The 11909-nt window shown below is 68.8% G+C and carries 12 protein-coding genes and 1 rRNA gene; 5 read left to right on the top strand and 8 right to left on the bottom strand.

Annotation, left to right across the window (positions count from 1 at the left end; all coding sequences use genetic code 11):
• Positions 1–247: 247 nt before the first annotated feature.
• On the bottom strand, positions 248–808 hold the full coding sequence (locus ON21_RS11535) for a cutinase family protein (RefSeq protein WP_245562552.1): 561 nt from the start codon (positions 806–808) through the stop codon (positions 248–250).
• 243 nt (positions 809–1051) lie between these two features.
• A complete protein-coding gene (locus tag ON21_RS11530; protein WP_039797809.1) occupies positions 1052–2056 on the bottom strand; it encodes a zinc-binding alcohol dehydrogenase family protein in 1005 nt (334 codons plus the stop codon).
• A 208-nt stretch (positions 2057–2264) separates the two neighbouring features.
• Between ON21_RS11530 and ON21_RS11525 the strand changes: the two genes are divergently transcribed.
• On the top strand, positions 2265–2903 hold the full coding sequence (locus tag ON21_RS11525; RefSeq protein WP_039797805.1) for a TetR/AcrR family transcriptional regulator: 639 nt from the start codon (positions 2265–2267) through the stop codon (positions 2901–2903).
• Entirely contained in the window at positions 2900–4579 is a 1680-nt protein-coding gene (locus ON21_RS11520; RefSeq protein ID WP_051020698.1) for an FAD-binding dehydrogenase, read from the top strand. Before ON21_RS11525 ends, ON21_RS11520 begins: the two co-directional genes overlap by 4 nt.
• A 3-nt stretch (positions 4580–4582) precedes the next feature.
• Here the strand turns inward: ON21_RS11520 and ON21_RS35785 are convergent, their stop codons facing one another.
• The 3 genes from ON21_RS35785 to ON21_RS11505 all read right to left on the bottom strand — a co-directional run bounded on the left by ON21_RS35785 (position 4583) and on the right by ON21_RS11505 (position 6790).
• The gene (locus tag ON21_RS35785) at positions 4583–5272 is read right to left on the bottom strand and encodes an expansin EXLX1 family cellulose-binding protein (protein ID WP_157170798.1); all 690 of its coding nucleotides are present in this window, start codon (positions 5270–5272) and stop codon (positions 4583–4585) included.
• A gap of 377 nt (positions 5273–5649) precedes the next feature.
• Entirely contained in the window at positions 5650–6387 is a 738-nt protein-coding gene (locus ON21_RS11510; protein ID WP_306307696.1) for an IclR family transcriptional regulator, read from the bottom strand.
• Between the two features lie 142 nt (positions 6388–6529).
• Positions 6530–6790 (bottom strand): three-helix bundle dimerization domain-containing protein, encoded by a 261-nt coding sequence (locus ON21_RS11505; protein WP_051020696.1) that lies wholly within the window; start codon positions 6788–6790, stop codon positions 6530–6532.
• A gap of 245 nt (positions 6791–7035) precedes the next feature.
• On the opposite strand from ON21_RS11505, the gene ON21_RS11500 reads away from it, so the two are divergent.
• Both ON21_RS11500 and ON21_RS11495 read left to right on the top strand, forming a co-directional pair.
• Positions 7036–7512, top strand: coding sequence for a nuclear transport factor 2 family protein (locus ON21_RS11500; RefSeq protein WP_039797803.1), 477 nt, complete (start codon positions 7036–7038; stop codon positions 7510–7512).
• A gap of 73 nt (positions 7513–7585) precedes the next feature.
• Positions 7586–8638: an aminotransferase class V-fold PLP-dependent enzyme gene (locus tag ON21_RS11495; RefSeq protein ID WP_039797802.1), complete on the top strand. Its 1053-nt coding sequence runs from the start codon at positions 7586–7588 to the stop codon at positions 8636–8638.
• Positions 8639–8768: 130 nt separating this feature from the next.
• Here ON21_RS11495 and ON21_RS11490 read toward each other — a convergent pair whose 3' ends face one another.
• Both ON21_RS11490 and ON21_RS11485 read right to left on the bottom strand, forming a co-directional pair.
• On the bottom strand, positions 8769–9845 hold the full coding sequence (locus ON21_RS11490) for an NAD(P)H-dependent amine dehydrogenase family protein (protein ID WP_039797801.1): 1077 nt from the start codon (positions 9843–9845) through the stop codon (positions 8769–8771).
• 1 nt (position 9846) lies between these two features.
• The gene (locus ON21_RS11485) at positions 9847–10638 is read right to left on the bottom strand and encodes an SDR family oxidoreductase (RefSeq protein ID WP_039797799.1); all 792 of its coding nucleotides are present in this window, start codon (positions 10636–10638) and stop codon (positions 9847–9849) included.
• A gap of 100 nt (positions 10639–10738) precedes the next feature.
• Between ON21_RS11485 and ON21_RS11480 the strand changes: the two genes are divergently transcribed.
• On the top strand, positions 10739–11635 hold the full coding sequence (locus tag ON21_RS11480) for a helix-turn-helix domain-containing protein (protein WP_039797798.1): 897 nt from the start codon (positions 10739–10741) through the stop codon (positions 11633–11635).
• A gap of 79 nt (positions 11636–11714) precedes the next feature.
• Here ON21_RS11480 and rrf read toward each other — a convergent pair.
• Positions 11715–11831 (bottom strand): 5S ribosomal RNA (gene rrf, locus ON21_RS11475).
• Positions 11832–11909: the final 78 nt, after the last annotated feature.

Below are 11909 nucleotides of genomic sequence, written 5' to 3'. Positions count from 1 at the left end.
TGTTCGGGGAGTCCAAGGCGGCGCGGGGCGACTCGGATCGCCGTCCGGCCGATGCGTCGCCTGCTTCCGAAACGCCCAGCGGCGCACTGTCCGCGCTGGCTCCGGTGATCATGCCGCTCATGGCGCTGCCCAGCCCAGCGGCGCGCGTCGCACGCGTCGTTCCCGGCTTGCAGTGGTAGCTGCGCACCGCTGAGGGGTGGGGCCGACCTCGGGTCGGCCCCACCCCGCGGATTTCCGCCGCGCGATGTCACACCCGGTCCACCGCGAACTCCACGGCGGGCCACATGGCCCACCGGTAGTCGGTGTGCGCGGCCGGACGGATGCCGCCTTCGCACACGGGATCACCAGTCGCGCAGTAGTTTCCGGTTCGCCAGGCGTATCGGTCCGGCACATTCCAGCCGATCAACCGGATCGGGTCACCGAACAGCAGCACCGCGGCCACCCGGGATTCCAGATCCGCGGGCAGCGTGTACATGCCACCCAGCACGGTCACGATGCCGGTGCCGAGCACCCCGTGGGTGACGACGGCGCCTTGCGAGAAGCCGACCAGGATGAACCGCTGGTCCGGGCACCTCGCCGCTTGCCACATCACATGGGCGGTCATGTCCTGGGTGCCGCGGCTGATGGAGGACGGGTCGAGCAGGTCGGCGGGATAGTCCACCCGGTAGGCCTGCGAATCGACCGGAAGGGCTTGCCACAGCGCGTCGTACAGTGGGTCGCCCACCACCGAACCCAGATACCCGGGTTCATGGGTGCCTCTGGCGACGACTACGTCGACCGCCGCACAGGACGCTGCCCATGCGTGCATTCCCGTCGCAGCCCCGAAACCCGCGGCGAGCAGTAACACGGCGAATGCCCTTATTACACGCCACTTTTCGAACTGGATTACCTTCCGGTTGGCCATCGTACTCACCTACTCACGCCGTTGTGAGACAGCCGGGCGACACTTGTCAGTGACAATTACTCGGCTATATCCGCGAAGGTAAGAACGGCCGAGGAGGCCGTCAAGGAACTCCATCCGACCGATACGGAGTCAGCGCCGAATCGTGTTCTACGGCAGGAGAACCGCCGCGCCGGCAAATCGTCCGTGCGCGAGATCGGCCAACGCCCGATCGGCCATATCCAGGGAGTACCCGTGTGTGGTCAGATGTATCCGGTGTTCGCCGGCGAATGCCAGGAATTCGCGGGCATCCGTACGCGTGTTCGCCGTCACCGAGCGAATCTCCCTTTCCTGGAACAGATGCCGCTGGTAGTTCAATGGAGGAATGTCGCTGAGATGGATACCGGCGATGGCGAGAATCCCGCCTCGATCGAGCGCCGCGAGCGCGGGCGGCACCAGCTCACCGACGGGTGCGAACAGGATCGCCGAATCCAGTAGCACGGGAGGCGGATCCGCCGCGCCCTGCACGGAAGCGGCGCCGAGCGCGGCGGCGAGTTCCCGCGCCGCCGGATCCCGGGTCATCACGTGCACCTCCGCTCCGCGCGCGGCGGCTACCTGAGCGGCGATGTGGGCGCTGCCGCCGAAACCGTAGATGCCCAACCGCCCGCCCGGCGGTACGGCGGCCCGCAGCAGCGCCCGGTACCCGATGATGCCCGCGCACAGCAGCGGGGCGGTGTCGGCATCCGAGTAACCCGCGGGCAGGGGCAGCGCGTACGCCGCAGGCACACAGGCGAATTCGGCGTAACCGCCATCGGCATCCCAGCCGGTGTAGGCCGAATACGGGCAGAGGTTCTCCGCCCCGCGCAGGCAGAGCTTGCACTCACCACACGTGTGGCGCAGCCAGGCGATACCCACCCGGTCCCCCGCCGCGAAACCCTCCCCATCCGCAGCGGGTCCGACCGAAACCACCTCGCCGACGACCTCGTGCCCAGGCACCACCCCGGGCCGGTGCACCGGAAGGTCGCCTTCGGCCACGTGCAAGTCGGTCCGGCACACACCGCAGGCCAGCACACGCACCAGCAGCTCGCCGGGGCCGGGCTCGGGGACGGGCGTCCGCTCCGCGTTCAACGGTCCGCTCTCGATCGGGCCAGGCCTGCGCACCCGCCAGCAACGCATCGCGGCCGTACCGTTGCGAACCTCGCTCACCGGATCACCTCGCACCGATCGGATCGACACGGACGGCGCACCCCGATCGCGTCGGCTGCGCCGGAATCACCCTACTCGGGCGATACGGCCACGGCGCCCGGCGACTTCTGATACATTTCTGTATCGAGTACATTCCTGTATCCGACGCCTCGACCCAGCCGAACCGAGGAGGTGCCCGATGACGTCCGAGGCCGCGCAGGCCGCGCCCGCCCGGGTCACCCGCCGCCGCGCCGAAACCAGGAACCGGCTGCTGACCGCCGCCTACGAGGCGTTCGCCGAAGAGGGCTTCGGCCGCGCCACCGTGGAGCGGGTCTGCGAGCGCGCCGGGTTCACCCGCGGAGCGTTCTACTCGAACTTCAGCTCGCTGGACGAGCTGTTCCTGGCCATGTGGGAACAGCGCTCCACGGCGATGCTCACCCAGGCGAGCGCCATCCTGGACGAGATCGCGGCCGAGGGCAGCGACGACGTGCGGGCCGCGGTCGAGCGACTGGAGCGGGCGGTTCCGGTCGACGAGGGCTGGTACCGGATCACCGCCGAATTCACCGCGCACGCCCTGCGCACCCCCGCGTTGCGCCGGGTGATGGCCGCTCGCGAGGAGGCCATCGTCGCGGCCCTCATGCCCACGATCGTCGCGGCGCTGGCCCGCGGCGGCCGTACCGTGCCCGATCCGGAGGCGTTCGGGCAAGCGCTCATCGCCGTCCACGACGGCACCAGCGTCCAGGTGCTGATGGAGCCGGACAGCCACGCCGTGCGCGAGCGCCGCACCGAACTCTTCCACCACGTCGTGCTGGCCTACAGCACCGCAACCGAAGGATGAACATGTCCAACAGCAGCCCCGAGGCGGACGTCCTCGTCGTCGGCGCCGGGCTGGCCGGCCTGGTCGCCACCCATGAACTGGTCAAGGCCGGTCGCACGGTGCACGTGCTCGATCAGGAGAACCGCAACAACCTCGGCGGCCAGGCGTTCTGGTCGCTGGGCGGGCTCTTCTTCGTCGACAGCCCGGAGCAGCGGCGGCTCGGCATCGAGGACTCCTACGATCTGGCCCTGCAGGACTGGCTCGGCTCGGCCGGGTTCGACCGCGACGACGAGGACAAATGGGCCCGGCAGTGGGCGCAGGCGTACGTCCGCTTCGCGGCCACCGAGAAACGGGACTATCTGCGCGAGCTCGGCCTGCGCGTGACGCCGCTGGTCGGCTGGGCCGAACGCGGCGGCGGCAGCGCCGACGGACACGGCAACTCGGTGCCGCGCTTCCACCTCACCTGGGGCACCGGCCCCGAGGTGGTCCGGGTCTTCGCCGAGCCCGTGCTCGAGGGCGAGCGGCGCGGACTGGTCCGTTTCGGCTTCCGCCACCGGGTGGACGAATTGATCGTGGAGGACGGCGCGGTGGTCGGCGTGCGCGGCGCCGTGCTCGAGGACACCGATCTGGAACGCGGTCGCGCCTCGTCCCGGACCGAAGTCGGCGAGTTCGAATTGCGCGCCGAAGCGGTGATCGTGGCCTCCGGCGGAATCGGCCACAATCACGAGCTGATCCGGCGCAACTGGCCCACCGAGCGACTGGGTCCGTGCCCGGAGACCATGATCTCCGGCGTGCCCGCGCACGTCGACGGCCGGATGCTCGCCATCACCGAGACCGCGGGCGGCGCCATCGTCAACCGGGATCGCATGTGGCACTACACCGAGGGCATCATCAACTGGGACCCGATCTGGCCCGACCACGCCATCCGGATCATCCCGGGACCGTCCTCGCTGTGGTTCGACGCCAACGGCAAGCGGCTGCCCGCGCCGTGTTTCCCCGGATTCGATACGAACACGACGATGAAGGAGATCCTGAAGACCGGGTACGACTACTCCTGGTTCGTGCTCACCCAGTCGATCATCGAGAAGGAGTTCGCGCTGTCGGGCTCCGAGCAGAACCCGGACATCACCGGCAAGGATCTCAAACTCACCCTGAAGAGCCGTGTCGCCAAGGGCGCCCCCGGCCCGGTCGAGGCGTTCAAGCAGCACGGTGTCGATTTCGTCGTCGCGAACACGCTGCGCGAGCTGGTCGAGGGCATGAACAAGATCGCGCGCGGCCCCCAGCTCGACTACGACGACCTGGAACGCCAGATCGTCGCGCGGGACCGGGAACTGACGAACAAGTACGGCAAGGACAGCCAGCTGATGGCGATCGCCAACGCGCGCAGGTACTTCGGCGACAAGGCGGGCCGGGTCGCCAAACCGCACCGGATCCTCGATCCCGCCGCGGGTCCGCTGATCGCCGTCCGGCTCAACATCCTCACGCGGAAAACGTTGGGCGGTCTGCAAACCGACCTGAATTCCCAGGTGGTCAGGCCGGACGGCACGGCGTTCCCTGGTCTGTACGCCGCGGGTGAGGTCGCCGGATTCGGCGGTGGCGGGGTGCACGGGTACAACGCGCTGGAAGGCACCTTCCTCGGCGGGTGCATCTTCTCCGGCCGGGCAGCCGGGCGTGCGCTGGCCGCGAAACTCGCCTGATCGCTACCGTCGGCAGCCGGACGCGACCGTGACGGGCCCCGTCGCGGTCGCGAGGGACGGCGACGAGGTGAACGACGGCGCGCCGGAATAGAGCCGGGTACCGGCGAGGTACCGTCCCGGCTCCACCACCACGTCGGTGATCTCGGCCTCGTTGCCGAAGACGTCCGTCACGCGCGCGGTGAACGGGCCCGGTCCCGCCCCGGAGATGGTCCAGTAGTTGTCGGCCCGTCGGGCGAGCTGTCGCCACGGCCCGCCCTCGGCTGGACGAACAGCTGCCTCCCGCAACGGATTTCCGGTACCGCCGAACAGGATGCCGAACCAGGACGCGGACGAATCCGCTTTCACCTCGTAGTTCAACTGCTGCGCCGGTTGCGGGTCGCGGACCAAGCGGTAGCCGACCGGCACCACTCCGTCGCGCGGGTCGGCGATCCGCTCGAACGCCGCCGCGCTGAGATCGAGTTGTCCCGCCGCGCATGCCGGGCAGTGGTCGACCACCAGCGCCCGGACCGACCCGCGCGGACCCGCGATGTCCAGATGAGCCCCGCAAAGGTCGGCGCGCCCGTAGTCGGGAGTGGACAGCCCGGCGTAGTAGCCGTCCGGCGGCAGCTCGCGGAAGGAACACGACACCTGCTTGCCGAATACGTAGTAACGCGCCTCGGCGGCCATGTCCGGCCCGATCGGCGCGAAAGTCACGGCGGACACCGGGAATCGGGACGACGAGGAAATTTCGCCGAGCGGACGCGCCGCAGCACAGGTCGGCGCCGACGGCCGCACCAGCCACACGACCACCGCGACGGTGGCCAGCGCGCCTGCGGCAAACCATAGCCATTCGGAACGGAATGGCCGCTCTTGGATCGGTACCCGGTGCATCGCTTCCCCGACTCCGGCTCGACTGCTCGGCGGACTGTCCATCCTGACTTCTCCAGGAAAGCAGCCCGGCCGCACGCGCGCACGGCGAACGAAAATTCTCCAGAGTGAAAGGATGGCAATTCAGCAAGCGCACCGCTAATTTCGGCCATTCCACCCCGGTGCGTCAGCGGCCGATCGGAAATGATCCGGCTCCGCTGCCGCTAGCGCCTGCGTACGTGCCGAGGGAAGAGCGTTCGTCCCGCCTCACGGGCGATCTCGGCCAGCGCCCTGGCCAGCCGCGCGGTGTCCGGCACCGCGGCGTCGGCGCCGGTCCGGCCCGACAGCGACACCGCGGCCACCGCCGCGCCGCGACCGCGAATCGGCACGGCCACGCACGTGATTCCGAGCACGGATTCCTCGTTGTCGACGGCGACCCCTTGGCGGTTGCGGATGCGGCCGAGCTCGCGATGCAGTTCGGCGCGGTCGGCGAGCGTGCGAGCGGTCAGCTGCGGCAGGCGATCCCGGAAGGACGCTTCCACGATGCTCGGGTCCAGCGTCGCCAGCAGTGCCTTGCCGAGCGCGGTGCTGTGCGCGGGCATCCGCCCGCCGAGCCGGGTGGGCACGCTCGCGGCGATCCGGCCGCCGACCTTGTCCAGATACAGCACATCGCGCCCGTCCAGAACACCGAGATGGCCGACCATTCCGGTCTGCTGGCACACGTCGTGCAGCAGCGGGCTGACCGCATCGCGGATCTCGTTGTGGTCGGCGGCGAGGCCGCCCAATTCCAATGTGCGCAGGCCGAGCCGGTAGCCGCCGGGCGCGTGGGCCAGCCAGCGCAGCCGGATCAGCTGGTCGAGGATGCGGTGCACGGTGGAGCGCGGCAGCCCGGTGCGCTCGGCCAGTTCGACGAGAGTGAGCGTCGGCGTCGCGCCGTCGAACGCCTCCAGTATCAGCGTCATCCGCTCGATCATCGATACCGGGGACTGGCTCGGTCGTGCTGCCTGTCCGGATCCGGTCGATAACTCTCCCGGCTCGGGATCGGTCATCACCTCGACCGTCATTGCCAACCTCCACGCGTGCTCGCGTAGAGCTTAGAGGCCGCTAAGCGGACCCGTGCGCGGAATCCTCGAGGGTGAACAGCCACTCGCGGGTGTACCGCTCGGCCAGCAGCGGCAGAAAGTTGACGATGGTGGCGTGGTCGGCGACATGGTCGTAGGACGCCCGGAGATGATCCTCGATCGCGGCTTCGCTGACGACGCCGTCGAATTCGTTCTCCAGCCGCCGCGCGGCCGCCTCGAGGGCGAGTGCCTGGTCGAGCGGGATCTGCTGGTTCGGATCGTGCCTGGCAGGGCGGTCGGTCATCGTAAGATTCCCCTGGTCGTGACGAGATCGATACCTGGGCGCTGTCGTGATCACGCCCGTTATGCGGGTACCCGATCGCGCCGGTTCGACACCCTTGCCCACGACCGAAGTCAGTCCCCGAGCCGGCTTTCGTCTCCCGGACGCGATCGGTTCTCTGGATCCAGATCCGCCGCTCGCACCGCCGCCCCCGAAGCAAAATAGAACACGTTCTTGTCTGTGGCGGCGGCGCGTGCCAGGCTCGACAGATGGATCTCGACGCCATCGAAGCCGTCCGCCAGTTGAAGTACCGCTACTTCCGCACCCTCGACCTCAAGGAGTGGGACGAGTTCGCCGACACCCTCGCCGTCGACGCGACAGGGCACTACGGCACCCACGCCATGGGCGAGCCGCTGCACCTGGACGGCCGGGACGCCATCACCGCGTTCATGCGGGAGAATCTCGGCCCCTCCCTGGTCACGGTCCACATCGCCAACCACCCCGAGATCGTCGTCGACGGCGCGACGGCCACGGGGTCCTGGGCCTTCGAGGACACCGTGATCGCCACCGAGTACGGGGTGCTGATCCGGGGGGCCGGTTACTACACCGACACCTACCGCCGCGATGCCGACGGCAAGTGGCGCATCGCCGCCACGGCCTACCGGCGCATCTACGAATCCATGCAGTCGCTGGCGGACACACCCAGCTTCCAATTGCTGTCCAATATGTGGGCGCCGGGTAAGTGACGACCGCGAAATCGGTCCACTATCGGCCGGGTGGCGCTGGACGGTCCCGCGCCGCCCGGCGGATGCTGCGAACATGCCCTCGCTAGCGCCTGACGAGTTCACTCCCGAGATCACCTATCTGAACACCGCCTCCTTCGGTCTGCCGTCCGCCCGCGCCCTGGCCGCGGTGCGCGATGCGAGCGCGATCTGGGCGAGCGGACGCAGCGGGCCGACATCCCAGTTGGACCCCCTGGTACCCGAGCTGCGCGCTGGGTTCGCCCGGCTGCTCGACGGCGCCACCGCAGACGACATCGCGCTCGGCAGCGGTGTCGCGGGGCTGATCGCGCCCGTGGCCGCCGCACTGCCGCCCGGCGCTGAGGTACTGCTGCCGGAAGGCGAGTTCGCCTCCGTCTCCATGCCTTTCGTGTACCGGGACGACATCGTGGTGCGCTTCGCGCCCTTGGAAGAGCTGGCCGCGCAGGTACGTCCCGAGACCGCGTTGGTGGCGGTGAGCGTGGTCCAATCCGCGGACGGCCGCGTCGCCGATCTCACCGAGCTGCGCGCGGTCACCCGAGCCAACGGCGCGCGACTGCTCGTGGACGCCACCCAGGCCGCGGGCTGGCTGCCACTGCGCTTCGCCGACGCGGACTACTGGGTCTGCGCCACGTTCAAATGGCTGATCGGTGCGCGCAGTGTCGCGTTCCTCGCCACGCCGCCCGAACTCGTCCCGCAGCTGCGTCCGATCGGGTCCAGTTGGTACGCCGCCCAAGACCGTTGGGCGGAGCTCTACCGCCCGACCGCGTTGCCCGCGACGGCACGGCGGTTCGACACGACGCCCGATTGGCTCGGCGTCGTCGCGGCGCTGGCGGGTCTGTCGCTGATCGAGGAACTCACCGTCGACAAGATCGGCGCGCACGACCTCGAACTCGCCGATCGCTTCCGTGATGGCCTGCGAGACCTGGGTTTCGAGCCCGTCGCGGCGCGCTCGCCGATCGTCTCCGTCCCTGGCGCTGGCGACCTGGCCGCCCGGTTGGAGGAAGCCGAGGTGATCGCCTCGGCACGAGGCGGCGGGTTGCGCTTCGCCTTTCACCTCTACAACAGCGCCGATGATGTCGAGCGGGCACTGTCCGCCCTGCGAGCCAGATAGTCCCGGTCGGAAACCAGGCCGGGCGCGTGCGGCGATAAGCCGTGGAGCCGCGACCGCACTGTCGGTCGCGGCCCACAAAGAGATCAGCCCGAAGGCCGAATATCCCGCGTGCTGTAAGCGGCGAGGTGGATCACCGGCCAGGCCGGTGTGCGGGCGCGGTGATCAGCGGGAGATCCAGCGCGGTGAGGATTCCAGCGGGGGCGGCGACCACCGCGGGAACGGCGTTGACGATGCGCAGGCCGGTGGCCAGAACGGTCGCGTAGTTGTGATCCCCGTTGCGGCTCGAGGTCACCAGGTCCAGCGCGTAACTGGGCTCGCCGGTGATCTCGACCCGGTAGGAGCCTTCGGGATCCGCCGGTTGCGGCCACTCCGGGCACAGGTCGGGACGCAGCCGGGTCACGTGCTCGAGCACCGTGACGGGCACGTCCCCGACCATGCCGCGGACTTCGAACCGCAGCGCCGCCGCGGTTCCCTCGGCGATGTGCCCGGTCGCGATGTCGAACGACTCCGGCGCCGGGATGCGCTCGTAGGACTGCGTGACGGCGTCGAGGGTGACCCCGATCCCCGCCGCGAGCTGTCGAACCGTGCCACCCCACGCGAGCGACAGCACGCCGGGCTGCAACAGCATGGGAATCTCGTCCATGGGCTTGCCGAAGCCCATGATGTCGAACATGACCGCGCGGTTGTCGTAACTGGCGTAGTCCACGATCTCCAGACAGCGCAGCTGGTCGATGCGCAGGCAGGTTCCCGCGAGCGCGAGCGGCAGCAGGTCGTTGGCGAAACCGGGGTCGATGCCGTTCACCCACAGCGACGAATTGCCCTGCGCGGCTGCATCCTGCACCGGCTTCAGCAACTCGTCGGGCAGCACGCCGTAGGGGTACTGGAAGAACACGGGTGCGCACGCGACGACATTGATCCCGGCGGCCAGGATGCGCTGCAGGTCCTGCACGGCCTCGAACAGTCGGTTGTCGGTCATGCAGCAGTAGACGACGCAGTCCGGTCGCGATGCGAGCAACACCTCCGCGTCGGTCGTCGCGGCGACGCCGACAGGATGATCGAGCCCCGCGAGTGTTCCCGCGTCCGTACCGCTCTTGGCTGGACCGGACACCCATACGCCGGTCAATTCCAAATCGGGGTGGGCGATTACGCCGGCCAAGGCATGCTTGCCCACATTGCCGGTGCCCCATTGCACTACGCGATATGTCATGTCACAGGTCCGGGATCGGCAGGTCGAGGTTGGGGACGATCAAGCCGCCGTCGGGCTCAAGGATCTTGCCGGTGAGGTACTTCCCCGCCGGCGACACCAGGTAGAGCGCGGCCGCGGCGATGTCCTCGGGTTCGCCGATGCGGTGCAGTGGCGTTTTCGACTCCAATTCGGTGCGCATGGCGTCGTTTCCGGCGACCACCTCCAGCGCGGAGGTCAAGATAGAGCCCGGCGCGATGGCGTTGACCCGGATACGCGGATTCAGGTCGAGCGCGGCGAGCTTGGTGTAGTGGGCGAGCGCGGCCTTGGCGGTGCCGTATGCCGCGAACGCGCGGCCGGGCAGCCGCCCCATAGTGGACGTGATGTTCAGAATCGAGCCGCCGCCCGCTGTTTCGAGCATGCGCGGCACCGCGGCGCGGACCAGGGCGTGCGCGTTGGAGACATTGAAATCGAACGCGTCCCGCAGTGCCTGCGGCGTCGTGTCCAGCAGCGGGCACGGCAATGCCCCGCCCACATTGTTGACCACGATGTCCAATCGCCCGAAGCGCTCGACCGCCGCCGCGGCGAGGGCCGCCGTGGCCTCGACGTCGCTCAGATCCGCGGGCACCACGTGAGCCCGCCGCCCGGCGGCGGCGACCCGCTCGGCGACCTCGTCGAGCTGGCTCTTGGTTCGTGCGGCGATGACGACATCCGCACCCGCCTCCGCGAACGCGACCGCGATAGCCGCGCCGAGGCCACGACCAGCGCCGGTGACTATGGCGACCTGATCGTCGATTCGGAACCGATCCAGAATCATTCACGCTCCCTACGCAGCGACTGACGAATATTCGACAGCATGTGATCTAATATTCGTCATCGTAAGTCGCTCACCCGAGCCGGGACAAGGGGTTGCCGCCATGCCGGACCGATCCGCGTCGCCGCCCACGCGTCGCGTCGTCGATATCGTGTCGCTGCTGGCGACATCCGGCGAGCCGATCAGCGTCGCGGGCATCGCCGAACGGCTCGGCATCGCCCGCGCGACCGCCACCGCGATCCTGGCCGAGTTGGACACGGCCGGCTGGGTCGTGCGCGATCCGGCTCGCGGTTACGGCATCGGTCCCGCGCTGGTGGGATTACACGCAGCCGCGTTGCCGCAGGGCGTCGGCGACCTCCTCGCCGGTCTGGCCGCACGGACCGGCTACGGCGCCACCTTCAGCCGCATCGAGCCGGATCGGCTCACCGTGCTCGACGTCCGGCACGGTGTCGACCGCGGCGTGCCGGGAATCCCGGTGGGCCACCGCATCCCGCTACAGTTCCCGGCCGGAGCCAGTGTGATGCCGTGGCGTCCGGCGAACGAGCAGAACACTTGGCTGGGCACCGCCACCGACGCGGATCGACGTACGGCCGGTGCGCTGCTGACGCTGGTGCGCGAACGCGGAGTCGCGGTGTTCCGGCCGCGCGCCGACGACGCAGGCATGGTCGATCTCCTCGCCGATCTACTCGGCGCGGTCGGATCCGAATTGCTGCGACCACATCTGCGCACTCGCGCTCTTCGCCAACTCGCCGCGCTCACGTCCCGGCCTTTCACCCGGGCGGAGCTGGATTCGGACGAGATATTGCCGCTGAGTTATCTCGCGGCTCCGGTTTTCGACGCCAGCGGTAGCGCCGCCTACGAGGTTCAGCTGGGGCCGTTGCGCGCCGCGACGACGCGCGTGGAACGAAAGGAATTCGTCGATGCGACGCGCAGCGCGGCAGCGGAATTGACGACTACGCTCACGAGCGGCGGTCGACACGGAAAAGGATTTCCTGCATAAACGACAAACCCTCGACCGTGTCGAGGGTTCGAACGACGAAAGGCCCTCGACTGTGTCGAGGGCCTTTCGTGAAAGGATGTTCCGGCGGTGTCCTACTCTCCCACACCCTGTCGAGTGCAGTACCATCGGCGCTGGCAGGCTTAGCTTCCGGGTTCGGAATGGGACCGGGCGTTTCCCCACCGCTATGACCGCCGTAACTCTATGAAACTATCCACACCCCCACCCATCGACCACCCCACCCCGAGAAAGGGATGGTGTCGTCGATGGATGGCGG

Source organism: Nocardia araoensis NBRC 100135 (assembly GCF_000308435.1).
GTDB classification, from domain to species: Bacteria; Actinomycetota; Actinomycetes; order Mycobacteriales; family Mycobacteriaceae; genus Nocardia; species Nocardia araoensis.
This window is presented reverse-complemented; position numbering and strand designations above follow the sequence as displayed.